18 protein-coding genes are annotated in these 20,236 nt (G+C 70.6%); 15 read left to right on the top strand and 3 right to left on the bottom strand.

Going from position 1 to position 20,236, the window contains the following annotated elements:
- Nucleotides 1-672: 672 nt before the first annotated feature.
- From ACZ56L_RS02675 to ACZ56L_RS02615, 13 genes are all read left to right on the top strand, one after another.
- A complete protein-coding gene (locus ACZ56L_RS02675) occupies nucleotides 673-1,788 on the top strand; it encodes a SagB/ThcOx family dehydrogenase (RefSeq protein WP_471060769.1) in 1,116 nt (371 codons plus the stop codon).
- A gap of 509 nt (nucleotides 1,789-2,297) precedes the next feature.
- Nucleotides 2,298-2,867 carry a sugar O-acetyltransferase gene (locus ACZ56L_RS02670; RefSeq protein WP_401766121.1) on the top strand — a complete coding sequence of 190 codons (570 nt, stop codon included), beginning with the start codon at nucleotides 2,298-2,300 and terminating at the stop codon, nucleotides 2,865-2,867.
- Nucleotides 2,868-2,912: 45 nt separating this feature from the next.
- Nucleotides 2,913-4,598 (top strand): glycoside hydrolase family 13 protein, encoded by a 1,686-nt coding sequence (locus tag ACZ56L_RS02665; RefSeq protein WP_471060766.1) that lies wholly within the window; start codon nucleotides 2,913-2,915, stop codon nucleotides 4,596-4,598.
- A 26-nt stretch (nucleotides 4,599-4,624) separates the two neighbouring features.
- Nucleotides 4,625-5,878 carry an ATP-grasp domain-containing protein gene (locus ACZ56L_RS02660; protein WP_471060763.1) on the top strand — a complete coding sequence of 418 codons (1,254 nt, stop codon included), beginning with the start codon at nucleotides 4,625-4,627 and terminating at the stop codon, nucleotides 5,876-5,878.
- On the top strand, nucleotides 5,875-6,939 hold the full coding sequence (locus ACZ56L_RS02655; RefSeq protein WP_471060761.1) for a phosphotransferase: 1,065 nt from the start codon (nucleotides 5,875-5,877) through the stop codon (nucleotides 6,937-6,939). Before ACZ56L_RS02660 ends, ACZ56L_RS02655 begins: the two co-directional genes overlap by 4 nt.
- 59 nt (nucleotides 6,940-6,998) lie before the next feature.
- A complete protein-coding gene (locus ACZ56L_RS02650) occupies nucleotides 6,999-8,315 on the top strand; it encodes an aminotransferase family protein (RefSeq protein ID WP_471060758.1) in 1,317 nt (438 codons plus the stop codon).
- Nucleotides 8,312-10,081, top strand: a complete 1,770-nt coding sequence (locus ACZ56L_RS02645) for a 1-deoxy-D-xylulose-5-phosphate synthase N-terminal domain-containing protein (RefSeq protein ID WP_471060755.1) — start codon at nucleotides 8,312-8,314, stop codon at nucleotides 10,079-10,081. Before ACZ56L_RS02650 ends, ACZ56L_RS02645 begins: the two co-directional genes overlap by 4 nt.
- Nucleotides 10,062-11,477, top strand: coding sequence for a glycosyltransferase (locus ACZ56L_RS02640; protein WP_471060752.1), 1,416 nt, complete (start codon nucleotides 10,062-10,064; stop codon nucleotides 11,475-11,477). Before ACZ56L_RS02645 ends, ACZ56L_RS02640 begins: the two co-directional genes overlap by 20 nt.
- 112 nt (nucleotides 11,478-11,589) lie before the next feature.
- Nucleotides 11,590-12,423, top strand: coding sequence for an SDR family oxidoreductase (locus ACZ56L_RS02635; RefSeq protein WP_345218195.1), 834 nt, complete (start codon nucleotides 11,590-11,592; stop codon nucleotides 12,421-12,423).
- The gene (locus ACZ56L_RS02630) at nucleotides 12,420-13,019 is read left to right on the top strand and encodes a DUF1349 domain-containing protein (RefSeq protein WP_471060747.1); all 600 of its coding nucleotides are present in this window, start codon (nucleotides 12,420-12,422) and stop codon (nucleotides 13,017-13,019) included. The genes ACZ56L_RS02635 and ACZ56L_RS02630 overlap by 4 nt, the downstream gene beginning before the upstream one ends.
- Nucleotides 13,020-13,108: 89 nt before the next feature.
- Entirely contained in the window at nucleotides 13,109-14,086 is a 978-nt protein-coding gene (locus ACZ56L_RS02625) for a methyltransferase (protein ID WP_471061665.1), read from the top strand.
- The gene (locus ACZ56L_RS02620; protein ID WP_471060744.1) at nucleotides 14,083-14,940 is read left to right on the top strand and encodes an endonuclease/exonuclease/phosphatase family protein; all 858 of its coding nucleotides are present in this window, start codon (nucleotides 14,083-14,085) and stop codon (nucleotides 14,938-14,940) included. Before ACZ56L_RS02625 ends, ACZ56L_RS02620 begins: the two co-directional genes overlap by 4 nt.
- Before the next feature lie 23 nt (nucleotides 14,941-14,963).
- Nucleotides 14,964-15,662: an HAD family hydrolase gene (locus ACZ56L_RS02615; RefSeq protein WP_471060741.1), complete on the top strand. Its 699-nt coding sequence runs from the start codon at nucleotides 14,964-14,966 to the stop codon at nucleotides 15,660-15,662.
- 150 nt (nucleotides 15,663-15,812) lie between these two features.
- On the opposite strand, the gene ACZ56L_RS02610 is transcribed toward ACZ56L_RS02615, so the two are convergent.
- Both ACZ56L_RS02610 and ACZ56L_RS02605 read right to left on the bottom strand, forming a co-directional pair.
- Nucleotides 15,813-16,028 (bottom strand): response regulator transcription factor, encoded by a 216-nt coding sequence (locus tag ACZ56L_RS02610; protein ID WP_345218186.1) that lies wholly within the window; start codon nucleotides 16,026-16,028, stop codon nucleotides 15,813-15,815.
- Between the two features lie 55 nt (nucleotides 16,029-16,083).
- Nucleotides 16,084-16,269, bottom strand: coding sequence for a hypothetical protein (locus ACZ56L_RS02605; protein WP_345218184.1), 186 nt, complete (start codon nucleotides 16,267-16,269; stop codon nucleotides 16,084-16,086).
- 184 nt (nucleotides 16,270-16,453) lie between these two features.
- Here ACZ56L_RS02605 and ACZ56L_RS02600 point away from each other — a divergent pair, with 184 nt between their 5' ends.
- Complete coding sequence (locus ACZ56L_RS02600; RefSeq protein ID WP_471060737.1) at nucleotides 16,454-17,473, top strand: LuxR C-terminal-related transcriptional regulator; 1,020 nt, start codon at nucleotides 16,454-16,456, stop codon at nucleotides 17,471-17,473.
- A 182-nt stretch (nucleotides 17,474-17,655) separates the two neighbouring features.
- Nucleotides 17,656-18,057 carry a hypothetical protein gene (locus ACZ56L_RS02595; protein WP_471060734.1) on the top strand — a complete coding sequence of 134 codons (402 nt, stop codon included), beginning with the start codon at nucleotides 17,656-17,658 and terminating at the stop codon, nucleotides 18,055-18,057.
- A gap of 650 nt (nucleotides 18,058-18,707) precedes the next feature.
- On the opposite strand, the gene ACZ56L_RS02590 is transcribed toward ACZ56L_RS02595, so the two are convergent.
- Nucleotides 18,708-19,307 carry a flavodoxin family protein gene (locus ACZ56L_RS02590; protein WP_345219050.1) on the bottom strand — a complete coding sequence of 200 codons (600 nt, stop codon included), beginning with the start codon at nucleotides 19,305-19,307 and terminating at the stop codon, nucleotides 18,708-18,710.
- Nucleotides 19,308-20,236: the final 929 nt, after the last annotated feature.

Below are 20,236 nucleotides of genomic sequence, written 5' to 3'. Positions count from 1 at the left end.
CGCACACGACCTGAGCACCGCAGCCACCGCACACGGATGCGGCCCCGCCCCGGCCTCCCCGGGGTGTTCCCAAGAGGAGCTGACCAGTGGGGTGACGGGTTGGTGCTCCACAATCAGCGGTCGTACAGAGCCGCCGACCGTGGCAGCCGCCGGGTGGGTACAGAGGGACATTCACCAGTGTCCAGGGACGCGGATGGACGCTACGGAACTCGGCGGGGTGTTGTTGGTGCGGATCCGGGCGGACAGAGGCCGAGCACGATGTCGAGTCCCAGGGTGCCCACCTCGTTGAGCAGGCGAGCAGCCAGGACATTGCTTCCCGGGCCGTTTTCACTGCCGAAGCCGAGGTACAGCTCAAGCTCGCAGTCGGCGGACAGGGCCATAAGTTCCATACGCCGCCCGACCCGTCCAGTTCCTCACTGCATTTCGGTACCGGACTTCCGTGACTTGGCCCTTGGCTCACTGAAGGGCAGAGTAATCACCAGGCCGCAACGGTCGAACCCAAGGGCACTGAACAGTGTCCACCACCAGGAAAAGGAGTGCGCAATGAAGAAGATTGAGCTTGCCGCCAAGACGGTCGAGACCCGTTCGATCAAGATCCACTACCAGCGCTGATCGATCGCGAATACTGATCGGGGGCCGGTGTTCCCGGCCCCCGATCGCCAAGGAGAAGCCATGCTTTTGCGGCGCGCGCACAACCTTGTCTGTTATTGGCGTGACGGGTCCTTCGTCATCCAGAACTACCTGGCCGGTCCGGAAGTCTCCCTCGCGCCGGTGGCTGCCGAAATCCTCGCAGCGTTCAGCGAATGGGCATCCGTCGACGACGTCGCGGCGAGCTTCCCGGACAGTGACCCGGACTCCTTCCGGGCAGCCGCAGGGGAACTGCACAAGTACGGATTCCTGGTGTCCGCCGAGGACGGCGACCGGGACGCCGAGTTGGCCGAGACATGGCAGACGTGGTCGCCGGAGGCCACAGCCCTCCACTTTTCGAGCAAGGACGCCGACTACACCGAGTCCGCCGAGGTCAACGAGGACTTCAGGGCCGGACGTCGTACCGCCCTGTTCAAAAACTATCCCGATGCGGACCGCATACTCCTGCCCCGGTCACCGATCGACCTGGACGCATCCTTCGTCCGCACGCTCTACCAGAGGCGCACCCACCGCAGTTTCAAGCAGGTGGATCTTCCGCTGCCGACTCTGTCCGGGCTCCTCTCGATGGTGTTCGGCCCCAGCGAGTTCCTGGACGGGCAGGATTTCGGCGCCCTCATGAAACGCACCAGTGCGTCCGGTGGCGCGCGTCAAGAACTGGAGGCCTACGTCGGCGTCTTCGCCGTCGACGGCATTGCTCCGGGGCTTTACCACTACAACTGCCTCGAACACTCGCTGGAACTGCTGGACGCCGAGTTCACCCGCGAGCAGGCGGCGCACCTGTCCTTCGATCAGGCCGCGGTCGGCGAAGCAGCGATAACGGTTTTCGTGACTGCCGTTGTCGAACGCATGAGCAGCAAGTACCGCGCGCCGCGCGCTTACCGGGTGATGTTGATGAACGCGGGCCACCTTGGGCAGACCTTCGCCCTCACGGCCACCGCGTTGGGACTGGGGCCGTTCCAGACACTGGCCTTCCGGGACAGCGAACTGGAGGACGCCCTCGGCGTGGACGGAATCCGCGAGACAGCCCTTTACGTATTGGCCGCCGGCCTTCCCGACGGCCGTGGCGAGCCCCACTACACTGCGGGGCTCGCCGCGTTCCAAAAGGCGGAACTCTACCCGTCGAAGGAACAGCGCCGCTGATCGGGATTGCCTTGGTGACTTGACCTGCCCCCAGGCCAGTCTGCTCCTGCTGCCCCCTCTGCCCCTCTTCTGTCCTCCTTCTGCGAACCTTTTGATCTGCGGATTGGCCGAAAAAGCCCAGGCTTCGACCGGAAACCCCGGTCGAAGCCTGGGCTTTTTCGGTTCTGTCTTTCCTGTGCAATGAAGACGCGCTTTGCGGTGACGGGCACAACACTCTCCCTTTCCGTCCCGGAATCCCGTGACTTGGCCGGGGAATTCAAAAGAGGCAGAGTAATCACCAGGCCGCAACGGTCGAACCCAAGGGCACTGAACAGTGTCCGCCACCAGGAAAAGGAGTGCGCAATGAAGAAGATTGAGCTTGCCGCCAAGACGGTCGAGACCCGTTCGATCAAGATCCACTACCAGCGCTGACGCATCACGCATGCCGATCGGGGGCCGGGCGTGCCGGCCCCCGATCGCCGAAAGCCCCCGAACCGCTGCGGCGGAGATGGTGATTGAGTGCTGTGGGACTGGACGAGGTAAAGGCCCGCATGGCGGCCGGGCAGCCGTACCTGGCCAATGATCCGCTGCTGCGGCCCCACCGCAAGCGATGCGAGAACCTTCTGGACCGGTTCAACGCGACTGCCCTCGGCGACCAGCGGGAAAGATCCGTGATCCTTCAGGAGTTGCTGGGGTCCGTGGGGACAGGCGTACGTGTGATGCCTCGGTTCCTCTGCGAATTCGGGTTCTTCATCGAGATCGGCGAACGGTCCCGGATCAATTTCGATGCGGTGTTCCTCGACTGTGCGCCGATCACGATCGGCGCAGATGTCCGGATGGGGCCACGCTGCCAGCTGTACACCGCGAATCACCCCGACTCCGCGGCTCTGCGGCACGGGATGTGGGAGAACGCGAAGCCCGTCGTGGTGGAGGACGGTGCGTGGCTCGGCGGAGGGGTGATCGTCCTTCCGGGCGTCACGATCGGGGCCCGCACGATCGTCGGTGCGGGCAGCGTGGTCGCCAAGGACCTTCCGCCCGACACGGTCGCCGTGGGCAACCCCGCGCGCGTGGTCCGGACAGTGGCTCCTGACGTGCAGTAAGACCCTCACTTGGTCGGAAGCGGCCCCGGTGTGCAAAGGATGTTGATGGTGGGTGCGGAGCGGTCGCCCGAGTCCCCGCGCGGTTGGTGGCGGGACGCAGTCGTCTACCAGGTCTACTTGCGGAGCTTCGCCGACGGCAACGGCGACGGCCAGGGAGACATCGCCGGGCTGCGGGCCCGGCTGCCCTACCTGGCAGAGCTGGGTGTCGACGCGCTGTGGCTCACGCCGTGGTACCGCTCCCCCATGGCGGACGGCGGCTACGACATCGCCGACTACCGGGAGATCGACCCCGTGTTCGGCACGCTGGCGGAAGCGGAGCTGCTGGTGGCCGAAGCCCGGGAGTACGGGCTGCGCCTCATCGTCGACATCGTGCCGAACCACCTCTCCCACGAGCACCCGCTCTTTCGTGCGGCGCTCACCGCTCCCGCGGGGAGCCCGGAACGCGAGGTGTTCCATTTCCGCTCCGGTCGGGGCGAGTCCGGCGAGGAGCCGCCGAACAACTGGCGTTCGGAGTTCGGCGGGCCGGCCTGGACCAGGACCACGGACGCGGACGGAAAACCGGGCGAGTGGTATCTCCACCTCTTCTGCCCCGAGCAGCCGGACGTGAACTGGGCGAACCCCTTGGTGCGGAGCGAATTCGACTCGGTTCTGCGGTTCTGGTTCGACCGTGGTGTCGCCGGTGTCCGGGTCGATTCGGCGAGCCTCCTGGAGAAGGACGCGCACCTGCCCGACCTGGTCCGTTCCGGCGGGCCGCACCCTTACGTCGATCGTGAGGAATTGCACGACGTCTACCGCTCCTGGCGCCGGACGGCCGAGTCCTACTCCGAGGAACGTCTCCTCGTCGGCGAGATCTGGCTCGACGACAACGAGCGCCTGGCACGCTATCTGCGCCACGACGAACTGCACGCCGCCTTCAACTTCGCTTTCCTCAAATGCGCTTGGGAGCACGCGGAGCTCACCGCGGTCATCGAGACGTCCTTGGCCACCAGCAGGCGGACCGGCGCACCGGCGACCTGGGTGCTCTGCAACCACGACGTGACCCGGACCGTCACCCGGTACGGCAGACAGGACACGTCCTTCGACTTCGGCTCGGTCGCCGCCGGCGTGCCCAGCGACCTGTCCCTCGGGACCAGGCGTGCCCGTGCCGCGGCACTCCTCACTCTCGCGCTGCCGGGTTCCGTCTATCTGTACCAGGGCGAGGAGCTCGGCCTGCCGGAGGTGGAGGATCTGCCGCCCGGGTCGCGTCGCGATCCGGTGCACTTCCGCTCAGGCGGCAGCGATCCGGGGCGTGACGGCTGCCGCGTGCCGATGCCGTGGTCCGGTGAGGCCCCGCCGTACGGATTCAGCGGCGGCGGTGACGAGACGTGGCTCCCGCAACCGGACGGCTGGGCCGGGTACGCGGCATCGGCCCAGGACACCGACGCGGATTCCGTGCTCAACCTCTACCGCCGGGCCGTACGGCTGAGGAATTCGCTGCCCTGCCTGAGGAGTGACGCTTTCGACTGGGTCCCGGCCGGGGCCGAGGTCCTCGCTTTCCGGCGGGAGGACTTTCTCTGCATGGTGAACTTCTCCGGCCGCCCGGTGAGTCTGCCCCCGGGGCACGCGGTGTTGACAGCGAGCGACACGTCAACGGGGAACGTGCTCGCGCCGCATGGCGCCGTGTGGCTCCGCCGCGACCGAACGGCGAGCGGGCCGACCCGCATTCCCTCCGGGCACACGCCCGGCACGTGAACGACATCAGTAAAGGGTGACAACAGATGGTCCGTGGTCATGTCGCGCTCGTCGACGCAAGTCCCGCCTGCCTCTCCGGCGGTCTCGTCGCAGCGTTCAAGGAGGCCGGGTACGCGTGTGTCCATGTGCAGAGCACAGCCGTGCGGCCCAAGCTGTACCAGAAGGTCGTGCCCACCGGATTCGTGGCCGAGGTCGTCCACCGGGGCGACCTGGACGAGACGCTCCGGGAGCTGTCCCGGTACGACCTGCGCGCGGTCATACCGGACAGCGAGTACGGCGTCGGCTTCGCCGATCTGCTGAGCGAGCGCCTGGGCCTGCTGACGAACGGGACAGCGGGCTCCCTCGCGCGGCGCGACAAGTACGTGATGGTCGAGAAGATCAAGGCGGCCGGGCTGCGCGGCGCCCGCCAACTGCTGGTCAAGAACGCGGAAGAGCTGGAGCGCTGGCACCGCGAGCTGGCCGAGAAGATCGTGGTGAAGCCCGTCAGCAGTGCGGGCAGCGACGGCATCCACTACTGCGACACCCCCGAGGAGGCCGTCCGCGCCTACCGGTCCCTGGCCGGCACGCAGGACGTCTTCTCGCTGCGCAATGACACGGTCCTGGCCCAGGAGTACCTCGCCGGCCCGGAGTACGCGATCAACATGGTCAGCCGGGACGGGAAGCACCACGTCTGCGACGTCTGGAACGCGACCCACATCACCGCGAACGGAGTCCTCGACCTCTGTGACGGTCTGGTCCTCCAGCCCTACGAGGGCGAGAAGATCGAACAGGCCGTCCGCTACGCGGAGCAGGTACTGGACGCGCTGGACATCCTCCACGGCCCGTCCCACGTCCAGATCAGGATGACCCCCAGCGGACCGTGCGTGATCGAGGTCGCGGCACGGATGGGCGGCGGAAACACCGCGCACTACGCGCGGATGGGCACCGGCGAGTCCCAGCTGAACTGGACGGTGTACGCCTACGTCGATCCGGAGACCTTCCTCGCGCGCCACCAGGAGCGCTACCAGGTGAAGCACTTCGTCGCCGGCGCGCCGATGATCTCACCGGTCGAGGGAACCCTACGGGCCTACCGGGGCCTCGACCGGGTGAAGAGCCTGGAGAGCTACCACGGGCTTCGGGAGTTCGTCCGCGGCGGCGAGCCCATCGTTCCCACCGTCAACGACTTCACGTACGCCCTGCTGGTCGAGTTGCGTCACGAGGTGCAGGAGACCGTGCTGCGCGACCTCGCGACCGTCCGCTACCTCGACGGCGCCGACTTCTACGACGTGGGCCCCCGATGAGGGTCCTCGCCACAGGAACGGAGCAGTGGGTACGCCACGTCCTCGCCACCCACTGGGGTGCGCCGTGGAGCGACGCGAAGCTGCGCCCGCTGACCGTCGGGGGATCGGCTCCGCTCAGCCACACGGCGGGCCTGTGGCTGGTCACGGCAGCCGGCGGCGACCACGTGTTCAAGGCCCAGCTGAACGCCGAGGCGCTGCGCCCCGGGACCTTCCTCCCGCTCAAGGACCGTGTCCTCGCGCACTGCCGCGGGGAGGGGGTGCCCGTGCCGTCCGTCGTGCCGGCCGCCGACGGCCGGGCCACCGCCGTCCACGACGGCCTCCCGTGCGAACTGACCCGGTACTGCCCGGGAGTGGGGGCGAACGGCGGACCGGAACAGGCGCGAGCCGTCGTCGCCACCGGACTGGACCTGCGGGAGGCGCTGGACCGCCTGCCACCGGACGTGGCCGACGCCTTGGCCGCCGTCCGCCTGCCGCTGATGGTGGACGAGGAGCACTGGCCGGCCGCCCTCGCCGACGCCCAGCGGCGCCTGCTGCCTGCGGCCGAGCGCGGTACGGACCGCTGGCACCGCGCCGCCGCCCAGGTGCTGCGCGAACTGCGGTCCAGCGCACCGGTGCTGGCGCGCCGCCCCGCCGGCCTGGCCCGGCCGGCCGTGGTCCACGGCGATCTGCACGCCCACCACTTCCTGCTGTCCGAGAGCGGCCCGCCACGGGTGCTGGCCGTACTCGACTTCGACAACCTCCAGGTGGCCGACCGGCTGCTCGACCTCGCCTGGATCGCCGACACGGCCATGCTCGCGTGCCGCGGGGACGACGACGCCGCCCGGCAGGTCCTCGGCGGGTTCCTGCGCGACGCGCGCCACCGCGGGCTGCTGTCGCCGGGCGACGAGAGCCTGCTGATGCCCGTCCTGATGGCGCACTCGCTGCCGGTCATCGTCGACATCGCCAAGGACATCCTCGACCGGAACGTCCTGACCCCGCAGTGGCTCGCCTACTTCGAGCTGCTGTCCCCGGCGCGGCGCCTCGCCGCCCACCGTCTGCTCACCGCCCCCGCGGCCCGCTGACCTCCCCCGGCCCTCAGCATCCCTGCGCGCCGTGCCCCGTTCTCGCCAAGGAGCCCCGTATGACCACCGAGACCCCCGCACCTCTGTCGTCCTGGCCCGCCGACCTGTCGGCGTTCTGCTTCGAGGTCCCGCACGGGCCCGAGGCACTGCTCTTCGAGTCGGCCAAGGGCGTCCGGTTGTCCGACGCCGCGGGCAACAGTTACCTCGACGCCCTCTCCGGCGTCTTCGTGACCTGCTTCGGCTACGACTGCGAGCCCATCGTCAGCGCGGTGACCCGCCAGTTGCGGACCCTTCCCTTCAATCCGCCCCTGCACGGCACCAACCGATCCGCGCTGGAACTCGCCGACGCCCTGGTGGAGTTGGCGCCCGACGGCATCACAGCGGCCAAGCTGGTCAACGGCGGGTCCGAGGCCGTGGAGGCGGCGATGCGCCTGGCCCGCCTCTACCACCGCGCCGACGGCAACCCGGGGAAGGTGAAGATCCTCAGCTATTACCACGGCTACCACGGCGCCACCTTCGGCTCGCTGTCCCTGACCGGGCGTCCCGACACCACCCGCTTCGGCCCCGGGCTGCCGGGCGTGGTGCACGTGTGGCCGCCGGACTGCCTGGAGGACTTCTGGGGTGTCTCGCCGGACGAGTCGGGAGCCGTCGCCGCCTCCATGATCGAGCGGACCATCGAGGCCGAGGGACCCGACTCGGTGGCCGCGATCGTGCTGGAACCCGTCATCCACCTGCGCGGCATGGCCATTCCCCCCGCCGACTACCTCGCCCGGGTCAGGGAGGTCTGCGACCGCCACGGAGTCCTGCTGGTCCTCGACGAGATCGTCACCGGCTTCGGCCGCACGGGAGAGGCGTTCGCGGCCCAGACCTTCAGCGTCACCCCCGACATCCTGTGCGCGGGCAAGGGCCTCTCCGGCGGATACGCGCCCCTGGCCGCCGTGCTGATGGGCGAGCACATCGCATCGGTCCTCGGCGAGAGCGGCGGGCCGGTGTCGTTCGCCCCGTCCCACACCTACGCCGCCAATCCGCTCGCCGCCGCTGCCGGACTCGCCGCCGTCACGATGTTCCGCGAGGACGGCTACCTCGGCCGGATCCGCGAGCTGGCCGCGTACACCGAACCGCGGCTCCGCGCCGCCGTCGGCACGCGCGGCACCCTGCGCGCGCTGGGCCTGCTGTACGGCGTCAAACTCGCCGGCGGCGGCGAACGCCTCGGCGAGCGGGTGGCCTCCGCCTGCCTGCGGCGCGGACTGATCATCCGGGGTCAGGACGACTGGGTGGTTCTGGCGCCCGCGTTCGTCACCACCACGGCAGAGCTGGACGAGATCGTGACGATCCTGGGCGCAGCCATCGACGAGGTCTGCGGTGACGAGCGGTGAGGGGCCCCTACGAGCGCTTCGCCGCACCCGCCCGTGCGGCGATGCCCCACCTCACCGACGCGGAACGCGCCGTGGTCACGCGTGAGTTGCACGAGATGAAGCACCGCGGTGCTCCCGGTGAGCCACTGCTGGAGAGCCTGCGGCACGTCGCCGCCGAGGTGCCGGAGCGCCTTTACACCGACAGCGCCCACGTCCTGCTGCGGATGCACGAGATCGCCGGCTCCGGGAACCTCCAGAGCAACCTGTCCTCGCTGCCCCTGGTCCGCGCGTGCTTCGCCCACGAACTCGTCGACCACGGCGGCCGGGCCGAGCTGGTGGTCGGCCGGGGGCACATCGCGCCGGCCTTCTACGCCGAACGCTACGTACGCGGCTCCCTGCCCTTCGCGCCGCTGACCACCCTGCACCAGGGCGGACTGACCGGGGTCGTGCACCGCGAGCTCGGATTCCGCAACACGATGCGCTACAGCCTGGGCGTCGGCGTGGTCCAAGCGGTCAGTCTGGCATGGGAGTTGACGCGACGAGGAGAGAGCCGCAAGGTGGTCTGCCTCGCCGGGGACGGTGAACTCCACGAAGGCGCCGCCTTCGAGGCGCTGCGATTCGCGTACGACGCCGGGCTGACCAACCTGGTACTGGTCGTCGACGCCAACGGCAAAGGCATCGAGCCCCTGGCCAAGCCGCTCAACACGCGCTACCTCGCCTCCTACCTGGGCACCCTCACGGAAGTGGACGGGTGCGACGGCCCAGCCGTCGAAACGGCCCTCGGGGACGCGCTGGACGCGCCCGGCCCCTCCGTGCTCGTCTGCCGCACCCGCAAGGGCGAGCACAGCTTCAAACCGGCGGGCGCACAGCCCGCGCCCCCGGAGCGGCCCGTGTCGTTCGTGACGACCGCCGGCCGGATGCTGGCCGCCCACCAGGACCTGTCCGGCGCCGAACTCGCTGTTTTCACACCGGACATGGCCGCCAGGTTCGGTCTGCGCGGACACCTCCCCTACACCAACACCGGGCTGGCCGAGACCCTGACGGTCGGCATGCCTCTCTCACTGCCCGACCACATCACCAAAGTCGTGGCCACCGACGCCATGTACTACATGGACTCGCTGAGCATGCTCACGGAGGCGACCACCAGCGTCCGCAACCTGCTGGTCCTGGCCGGGCGCAGCTGGGGCGCGTGGGGCGGCGCGCACAACGCCACCAACATGCTCGGCCTGCTGCTGCACACCCGGGTCTACGAGCCCGTGACCGCCGCCGAGTTCCACGCCTGCCTGGACCGGCTCGACGGCGACCCGGTCACCACCCACGTCCTCAGCATGGTCGACGCCGTCTTCGAACCGCTGCCGCAGGACTGTTCGGCCGACATCGACGGCGGCGTGTGGCTCACCCCGCCCGGTGAATCGCCCGACGCCGCAGTGGTGACCTTCGGTTACGCGAGCGCGCTGGTGGCCGCCGCCAACCAGGGCCTCGCCGTCCCGCACCTGCACTGCGCCTCGCTCACCCCCCGGCTCGACCCCGGCGTCCTCGGCGTCCTCGCGCGCACCCGCCGCGTCCTGAGCGTCGAGTACAACGGCGCCGACGGAGGTTTCGGGGAGCGGCTGCGCTCGGAGTACCTGCTGCCCGTCGACGTGCACGCGGTGCGCCGGGACATCGCCACCCGCGCCCACCACCACCAGTTGCCGCTGCACGGCATGAGCACCGCCCAGCTGCGCGACCGGCTCGTCCGACTGCTGGAGCGCCGGGAGGAGGCCGTGCATGCGCCTGCATACGCATGACTACCAGTCACCGGACACGTCGGGCATCGTCGACGGTGCCGTCCTCATGCACCGCGAGATGTCCCACCTCCTCGCCCGGCGCGGCTCCGTCGTCCTGCACGACGTCACCGAGGGTCCCGGCTGCGTCGCCGGACTGGACCCGGACGACGTCGTGTACGCGGGCTCCGGCCCGTACGCCTTCCTCTACCACCACTGGCGAGAACGGACCGCCGGCCGCTTCCGCATCGTCCGTGAGGTGCACACCGCCTTGTGGTCGGGCTACTGGGCCCAGGAAGAACTGTGTGCGCCGCTGGTGCGCCCCGGTGACCTCGCACTCTTTCCGACCGAGTACACGCGTCGGCTGTTCCAGCGCAACTTCGCCTCCGCCGCCCGGTCCGCCGTGGCCTACCCCATGCTGGACCGCCTGCCCCGGCGGGCCCCTCGCGCCCTCCCTCCCGTCGGGGGACCGCTGCGCATCGGCTACCTCGGGGCCCTCTCACTGGCCAAGAACTTCGACCAGGTCCTGGCCGTGTTCGCCCGGTGCCACCAGGCGGACGGCGGCGTGAGCCTGGTCTGCGCGGGCAAGCCGAACGACCCCCGCTGGGAGGCCGCCCGCGTGCACGACGCGCTGCGCCGGGCAGGGGTGCCCCCGAGCGCGGTGCGGATGGCGGGCGTCCGTCCCCAGGAGGAACTCTCCGCGTTCTTCGACGCGATCGACGTCCTGCTCTTCCCCAGCACGGCCTCGCGCGAGACGCTGGGGCGCGTGGTCCTGGAGGCGCTGGCCCACGGAGTGCCGGTGGTCGCCGCAGACGTCGGCCCGGCCGTCGAGCTGCTGCCCGCCCGGAACCTGGTGCCCACCGTCCTCGACACGCGGACTTCCTTCGACATGGGCCGCGTCGGTCCGCTGGGCAGAGTCGACGAGGACGTCCTGACGGCGAAGCTGCTCACCCGCGACTTCGCCCCGGCCTCCCTGCCGGCCACCACGGCGTACACCGACGACGCCTTCCTGGACACCCTCGCCGGCCGCCCCGCACCCGTCCCCGCCGGCCACGACCGGGTGCTGCCGGACGCCGTCCGGGTCCAGCCGCGCCGCGGGCCCGCCCCGGACGCGGCAGCCGCCGCGGCCCTGTTCCGTGACTTCTTCGGACGACGTGACGGAGTCCTCTCCGACGCCCTCGACGCGCGCGCCGCACGGACCGGGCACGACGACGCCGCCCTGCGCCGCATCGTCGCGGCACCGCACCGCAATCTCGCGGACTACCGGGCCTTCCCCAGACTGCTGGACGCCCTGGTGCTGCCCCCGCTGGCCTATGCCCTCGCGCCCGTCGGGGCGGAAGCCGCCCCGGCCGGGAGGGTCTCCGCGCGAGGTCCGCACCACGTGAGCCCACCCGTGGCCGGAGCGGTCCCGGGGCACTGAGCGGCCCCGCGTCCCGAACCGTCGGCAGCACCCCCGTGACCTCCGCACCCGACGTCTTCACGTCGTCGAACGCGACGACGTCCCCATCCGCCCACACGAAGGACAGCACCCCATGACCAAGGAACACGACACGAATGCGACCGGACAGGTGGCCCTCGTCATCGGCGGCGGGCGCGGCATCGGCGCCGCCGTCGTCGAGGCGTTCGCCCGGTGCGGCGCCCAGGTCGTGGCAGCCGACACCGACCGGCTGCCCTCCACCTTCAACCACTACCGCTCGACGGCCGTCACCGGCTTCACGGAGGCACGCGAACTGGCCGCCAAGCTCACCGCGGACGGGCTGGACGTGAGCGCCGCCGAGGTGGACGCGACCAACGAGGACGCCGTGCGCCGTCTCTACCAGGAGATCGCCGACGGCCCCGGGAGGCTCGACACCGTCGTCAACGCCTTCGGGGTCACCCACGTGAGCCCGGTCGAGCGGATGGAGCTGGCCGAGTTCCGGCACGTGGTGTCCGGCAACCTCGACGGTGTCTTCCTCTCCTCGCGCGAGGCCCTGCCCCTGCTGCGCGCCTCCGGCGGCGGATCCATCGTCAACTTCTCTTCTGTTTCCGGGCGTTCGGGATTCGCCAAGGTCTCCCACTACTGCGCGGCCAAGTTCGGCGTCGTCGGCTTCACCGCCGCCCTCGCACAAGAGGTCGCGAAGGAGAACATCCGTGTCAACGCCGTCTGTCCGGGCATCGTCCGCTCCAACATGTGGCGCTACCTCCTCTCGGAGTTCGTCCGGCCGGGCGAGACCGAGGACGAGTGCTGGGAGCGCATGCGCACGATGGTCCCGCAGCGGGAGTTCCAGACCCCCGACGACATCGCCGGCCTCGTCCTCTACCTGGCGTCGGCGCGCCGGGTGACCGGGCAGGCGATCAGCGTCGACGGCGGGATGTCGGCGCCGTGACCGGGACGCCAGTGGCACAGGCAGACCCCTTCGACGGTCCGGACTGGTCCTTCACGGGCCCCGGGGACGCGTGCACCCGGGACGCGGCCTCCCTCACGATCCGCGCCGCGCGCGGCGCCGACCTGTTCGCCATGCCCGGCCACTACGAGGCGTCGGACGTCCCACGGCTGGGGCGGACGGTCACCGGCGACCACACCCTCTGGACCGGGGTCACCGTCGACGGCCGCGGCTTCGGCGACGCGGGCGGCATCCTCGTGCGCTGGGCGGACGGCTGGTTCAAAGCCTGTGTGGAGCGGACCAGGGCGGGCGGCTGGGCGGTGGTCACGGTCGTCTCCCGGCCGGTGTCCGACGAGGCGGCGGGCCCGGAACTGGCAGGACCAAGAGCCGAGTTGATGGTGACGAGGGAGGGGCGGCGCCACGCCGTGCTCTGCCGTGAGGACCCGGACGACGAGTGGCGTTTCGTCCGTACCTTCTTCGGCGCCCCGGCGGCGGACGTACGGCTCGAACTGTTCGCGCAGGCGCCGTTCTCCGACGCCTGCACGGCCGCCTTCGCGGTACCGCACCGCACGTCGGCCGCGCTGGCCGACCGACGCTGACCGCTGCCCGACCCGAAGGACAGCGCCAAGCACCACTCACCGGCCCCGCCCCACCGAACCGGAGGCTTCCCATGATTTCCCCGTTGCCCGTGACCGACCTGCTCTGGGCGCACTGGAAGACCAGGACCCTGCTCGCCGCGGTCGACCTGGGTGTCTTCACCGCACTCGCCGAGGAGCCGCTGCCCGCGCCCGCCCTGTGCCGACGCGTCGGCCTGCACCCCCGGCCCGCCGCCGATTTCCTCGACGCCCTGGTCGCCCTCGGCCTGCTGCGACGCAGCGGAGACGTGTACGCCAACACCCCCGAGGCAGCCGAGTACCTGGACGCCGGCAAACCGGTCAGCTACCTGGGTGACAGCTTTCTCGCCCGCTGCGCCGGGATGGCCGACGACCTGGTGGGCGTCCTGCGTACGGGGGAGGCGAAGGGCGACGCGCGGGACGGCCGGGACTTCTACGCGGGGCAGTACGCGTCCTCGGACTCCGTGCGCGCCTTCCAGCGGGACATGACCGCGCTGAGCATCGGATCGGCCCACGCCCTTGCCGAACGGTTCCCCTGGGACCGCTACCGCACCCTCGTCGACGTCGGCTGTGCGCAGGGGGCACTGCCCGGCTGGCTGCTGCGCCATCACCCCCATCTGACCGCCGTGGGGTTCGATCTGCCGCCCGCTCGCGAGGGCTTCGAGGAGTACGTCGAGGCACTCGGCGTGGCAGACCGGCTGGAGTTCCGGCCCGGCGACTTCTTCAGCGACCCACTGCCCTCGGCGGATGTGATCGTGTTCGGTCACATCCTGCACAACTGGGGGGAGGAGGAGAAGCTGCGGCTGCTGGAGAAGGCATACGCCGCGCTCCCGCCCGGCGGGGCGGTCCTGGTGTACGAAACGCTCATCGACGACGACCGCCGCAGCAACGCCGTCGGCCTGATCCTCAGCCTGATCATGCACGCGGAGGTCCCCGGCGGCTTCGACTACACCGGTGCGCAGTGCCGCGAGTGGTTGCGGCGCACCGGATTCCGCGACATCTACGTCGAGCACCTGGACGGGCCCGAGTCGATGGTGGTCGGCGTCAAGTGAGCACCGCACACCCCCCGACGCCCGGCACCGACCTGGTGATGTTCTGGAATCTGCACGAGGCCGGGATCGAGCGGCTGCACGGCCGCGACGAACAGTGGCTGGCCCAGTGCGCACTCGTCGGAGCGCTCCGCCCGCGCGTCCTGCTCACCACCGAGGGCTGGGGCTGGCACCGGGACGGCGGCGCGCGCTTCGAGGACGCCAAGGCGGCGTTCGGCATGGACGGCGCGCTGTTCCTCGCGAAGACCGGCTGCCACCAGGCCGTCTTCTGGCAGCGCGACATCGAACCGGTGGACACCGAACACCCCGGGCACGCACTGACGCACTGGCACGGCCACGGCCTGGCCACCCTGCGCCTGCCCGGCTGGACCACGCCCTTGCGCTTCCTGGTGGCGCACCTCGACCCCTTCAGTCCCACCGGCCGGCGCATCGAGGCGGATCATCTGCGCCGGTACGCGGACCCGGCCCTGCCGCCACTGGTGATGGGCATGGACGCCAACAGCCTCCCGCCCGGCGATCCCGAGCCGGACTGGGGCCGGGTGCCGAAGCACCGCAGGGCCGACCACCTGCTCGACGGGCCGGGCGGCTCCGACCGCGCCCCGGTGCGGCTGCTCCTGGGGGACCCGTCGGACCCCCTCCTCGTGGACGCGGGCGCCCACCTGGGCGACCGGTCACCGACCTTCGGGACGGTGCCGCCCACAGAGGCGGAGCGCCGTATCGACCTGTTCCTGATCTCCCCCTCACTCGCCCCCGACCTGGTCGCCTACGCGTCCGCCGACCCCCACCCCGAACCGCGTGGCGACCGGCCGCCCGCCTCCGATCACCGACCCGTCACGATCCGGCTCCGCCGCCGGTGACCCCAGGAAGGGTGTGGCCCCACGTGCTTCCGGCCCGCCACCACGACGCCGTGGTCTTCGACCTCGACGGCACGCTCATCGATTCCGTCCGCCCCGACTTCCTGGCGTGCACCGCGCTGTTCGCGGAGTACGGCCTGCACCTGCCGCACGGGGTGTGGGCGGCCGAGGTCTGCGGCCGCCCCGAGGGCTATCCGCACCTGTTCGCCGTGCTGCGGCGCTGCCAGGACGGTGGTGCGCTGCCGGGCGACGACCTGCTGCGACAACGGCTCGCGGCGCTCTGGGAGGTCTTCATGACACCCGAACACGTCCGCCTGCTGCCCGGTGTGCGCCGCGTCCTGGAGGGTGCTCGCGCAGCCGGACTGCGCCTGGGGGTCGCCTCCTCCTCCGACCGCCGCTGGGTGTGGCGGTGGCTGCGGCACTACGGCCTCGGCCACTACTTCGACACGGTGGTCACCGGCGACGACGTGACCCGCCGCAAGCCGGCCCCCGAGGTGTACCTCGCGGCAGCGGCAGCCCTTGCGGTCGAACCGGCCCGCTGCCTGGCAGTCGAGGACTCGGTCACTGGCGTCACCGCCGCGCGGTCCGCCGGCATGACGGTCGTGGCGGTGCCGACGGCCCTGACCCGGAGCCTGGACTACGGGGCGGCCGACGAGATCGCCCGCGACCTCTCGTCGGTCGACCTCACCGCGCTGGAGCCCGGGAAGCCGACGCGTACGACATGACGTGCTCCGGCCCCGCAGCGGTCGGGCTGCGGGGCCGGAGCGGGCACCACGGACGTGGGCGGGGCGGGACCTCGGGCCGGGGCCGGGGGGCTCGGCGGGGTCCGGCCGAGCGACTTCCGACGGCAGCGGACCCGGGCGCCGACCGCGCCGTCAGAGCGTTCCCACGTATCCGTTCTGCACGGCGAAGACGGTGAGCTGGGTGCGGTTGACCGTTCCGGTCTTGGTGCGGAGCCGGCGTATGTAGGTGTCGACGGTGTGCGGGCTCAGAGACAACTGGCGGGCGATGGAGGAAACGGTGTCTCCTGTGCTGAGCAGTCGGAGGACCTGGGTCTCGCGACCGGTCAGATTGGGTGTGGCGTCCCTCATGCTGCCTCCTGGTGTCTGGGCCTTCAGGTGGTGTGCGGGCACGGTCACGGAGTTCCTAGCCCCAGGACGTGTCGTCGTTGGGGTCGGCGCACCGCCCGCCGCACGAGGACGGGCGCGGCAGGTCCCGAGCCTCGGAGGGACCCGCCGACGTGCTGCGGTCGTGACCCTGCCAGACCGGATGCGAGACGGCGGGCAGGGCGATCAGCGCAGCGGTCGCCACGGTCAGCAGAAAGCGCTTCACAGGAACTCCCGAAGATGTGAAAGATGCATTTTGTGCAGTTCATCGAGTATTCGGCCATGGGCGGATCCTGCCGGACTTCCGGCGTAATCCGGCTATGGGTGGAGCCTGCCGGACTCCATGAGGCCCCCACAATGGATCATGTACCTCACCAAGTTGCATGGCAGTTTGAGGCCGGGGGGACGAGATGGACCTAAAGGGGCGGAACGGCGGTGAATTCTGCCGCGACGGCGACCCCAGCGAGACGGAACTGGCCCTCTACGACTGGGTGCTGGAGCACCAGGAGGTCGACACGGAGCGCGCAGCCGCGCACCTGGGGCTGGATCCGGACGCGGTTCGGGACGCCCTGGACCGGCTGCGCAGGAGCGGCCTGGTCCAACGCATGGCCGGCGATCCGGCGCGGGAACTGGCGGTCGGTCCGGAGGTCGCCACCGGTGCACACATCGCGTTACTGGAACAGGACATCCGGGAGAAGCAGCGTCAGATCGCAGGCATCCAGGCGGCCGCGGCCCGCTTCGCCCCCGCCTACCAGCGTCACGCCGCGTGCGGCGCACGGGGGGTGGAGGTGATCTCCACCCTCGACGAAGTCCGCGCCCTGCTCAACCGGCTCTCCTTGCAGTGCCGGGACGAAGTGCTGTCGTGCCAGCCCGGCGGCGGAGCCCGGGATCACGAACCCATGGAAGACGCCCTGGCCAGGGACCGTCCGCTGCTGGAACGCGGCGTACGGCTCAGGACCCTGTACCACCACACGGCGCGCTTCCACGGCCCGAGCCAGGTCTACGTGGCCGCTGCCTCCGCCCTGGGGGGCCAGTACCGGACCAGCCACGAACTGTTCGGCAGGATCATCATCTTCGACCGGGAGACGGCCTTCCTCCCGACCACCGACGGCGCCTGGGGCGCGGTCGTGATCCGCGAACCCAACACCGTGGCCTTCCTGTGCGGCCTCTTCGAACAGAAGTGGGAGACGGCCACGCCGTACGCCAACGCCGGCGACGAGGGCTTCGCCAAGGTGGCGGGCGAACTCGACCGCACCATCCTGCACCTGCTGTCAGCAGGGCTCAAGGACGAGTCGGTGGCCCGTCGGCTGGGTATGGCGCTGCGTACCACCCGGCGGCACATCGCGGACATCATGGACCAACTGGGGGCCGAGAGCCGTTTCCAGGCCGGGGTCGCCGCTGCACGGAGCGGGCTGCTGGACGACTCATGACACATGGACCTCGCCACCCGCAACACGGGACCGCGGGCCCGCCCGACGGCGGCAGGTCGCACAAAGCAGTGACTTTTCACCGGAACCCGTCTGGGACACGCTGGGTCGGATCATTCGCGCTCCAGACGAACCGCGTGCGCCAGAGGGGGATACCGATGCCGAATCCGTACGGATCGGGTGGCTTGGACGGCCATCAGCTTCAGGAACTCGCTGTCTTCGTACGGGCGCACAGCGGCAAGGGCGCCGGAATCCTGTGGCCCGAGCACGCCGCTCCCCAGGACTGGCGAGGCCGTCCGGACGGACTCGCCGCAGGGCTCGCCCTGCTCCTCGACCGCCCGGTCGCCGCCGCGTCGTGTGCCGCGGTGCCCTTCCCGAACCCGGACGACGTGCTGGTCTTCCAGCTGAGGGGAAGCAGCGGGTGGCAGCTCACCCCGCCGGGCACGCGCGCGGAGGCGTCACCCCGGAAGCTGCGACTGCGGACGGGAGAAGCCCTGTTCGTACCGCGTGGCTACTTCGCGCAGAGCGAGCAGACCGACTCGTCCCGCAGGCTCTGCCTCGTCGTCGGAGCGGCCCGCACTGCCTGAGCTCGACTCCGCGGCTTGCACAGATCGTCAAGCCGCGGAGAGAGGGGCGCGGGTGACGTCGACGGATGCCCCGCCGGTGGGCATGCCGAGGAGTTCATGCAGCTCACGGGCACAGAACGGCTGGTCGGGCTGTTGGTTGAAGGCGGACACGACGGCTTGGCAGGCGGTGTCCGTCCCGGGCGGCCCGCTTTCGCTTCCTCCGACCGGTGCGAGTTCGGCAGTGGCCTTCCGAGTGGTGTCCAGGTCCGCGAGCCGCGCTTCGGTCTCGGCCAGGACGGCGGTCGAGTGCGCCGGCTGGGCGCGTAGTGGGCCGGTCCGTGTCGTGGGACGCGTGAGGGGGAGGTGCCGGGCCGGTGGTCGTCCTCGCGGGCCGGCCGGCGGTGCAGCACCGACGTGCCGTCGGCCTGCTCCACGATCCGCCGTTTCGGCTGTGGGACGAAGCCCGGCACGTGCGACGCACGACCTGGACGACGACGGTCTCCGGAGCAGGATCACGCCGCCGTCGGTGCCACGGAGCAGCCCTCCCCCGGGCCCGGTCACCGCGAACGGCGCCTCGGGGCACGACGGGAACGTGCCGGGTTCCTGGTACGGGCGACCCCGCGTGCCAACGGCGCGACGGCACCTGCGTGCGCACCCGCTCCCCGCAGTGGTCAGGAAGCGGGGTAGGGGCGTTCGTTCAGCAGCCGCGCGAGGTGGACGGTGTTCACGGCAAGGGTGTGCGTGGTGGAGGCGACGGCTTCCGGTGTGGTGTCCAGGTCCTGGTAGTCGGTGCCCTGCATGGCCTCGCCCACCCAGTAGGTGACCGCCCCGGGGGCGAGGGTGAATCCGACGTCGTTGAGGCCCTGGAAGAGGTCGGCGCTGACCTTGTGGGCACCGTCCTCGTTGCCCACCACGACGACCGCCGCGACCTTCCCGTACGTCAGCAGCCGGCCCTGCGCGTCCTGCTCCGAGAGCTCGGCGTCCAAGCGCTCCAGTACTCGCTGGCACACGCTGGAGGGATGGCCGAGCCAGATCGGCGTGGCCAGCAGCAGGATGTCGGCGGCGAGCATCTTCTCCCTCAGCGCGGGCCATGCGTCTCCCTCGCCCATGTCCAGGCCCACGCCGGGGTGCACGTCGTGGTCGACGACGCGCACGGTCTCGACCTGCGCGCCGAGCTTGCGGAACTCCTCCCCCGCCTGGTGGGCGAGGTGCATGCTGCTGGACGGCTTCGGCGACGGGCTCAACGTGCAGACAAGTGAGAGAACACGCATCGGGAACTCCTCGTGGTTCAGGGGGTCATCCACCCATGCCCTCTCCCATCCGGTTCTACCGTCCAGCCCTCCGCAGTCACCCCCTGGCGCAATCGGACAGACCCGCGGAGGCGAACGTGCCGGACGCCGGGTGCCGAGGGGCGGGCGGTGGACGGCCCGCCGGGGTGTGTCCGCCCCGCCCGCGGCTCCCGTCCTGAGCGGCTCGCTCGTGCCAGGCCGTGCGGGAAGCACGTCCGCGGTTCGCGGAGTCGTCTGCTCCCTCGCCAGGACGGGGGTGGAATCGGCCGAGGGGGTCGTCATCGCCGTGCCGGGCGAGCCTCCGAGCACTGCCCAGCAGACGACTCGTACGCCACCGCATCCCTTCTGACCTGCGAAATCGCAGGCCGCTGCGGGGTACGGCGGTGCCTCTGGGACTTCGGGGCGCCTCCTGGCCCCCGTACACCCAGGGCGGGGCCGTCCGAAGACGGCGTCGACGGCCGTGCCGCCTCGGGACCCAGCGCGGGGGAGGAAATGACACCTGCCTCCGTGATGGCACGGCTTCCGGACGGAGGGGTCGAAGCAGTTCCTGTCGACCGCCTTGCATTCACGGCCGGTGACGATCGGGTCATACGTGCGAGGGCGGCGGCGTTCGGCCTCCACGGGCGTCTGCGACGGCCTGGAGTCGCCCCGTGCCATCGGGACCGGCACGGGTGCGCACGCCTCTGCGACGTCTCATGCGGGCATGACAGGTGACGACGATTCCTGGCAGGACCCTGTTCGCCGAAGTCGATCACCTTGCAACGTGACGGTTGTCGGCTCACGCGGGCCGGCGACCGGGCGCAGACGTAGGGTGTGTCTCAAGAGGGCATCCCGCAGAAGCGGCGCAGGCTCCCGCATGCCGGTGGTGGAGGGTCCTGACGGGGGGCCGAGGGTGCGGCGTGTTCGGGACC

Source organism: Streptomyces sp. NPDC039736 (assembly GCF_055596485.1).
Note: the sequence above shows the minus strand (reverse complement) of the source record. Positions and strands in the feature narration are given on the sequence as shown.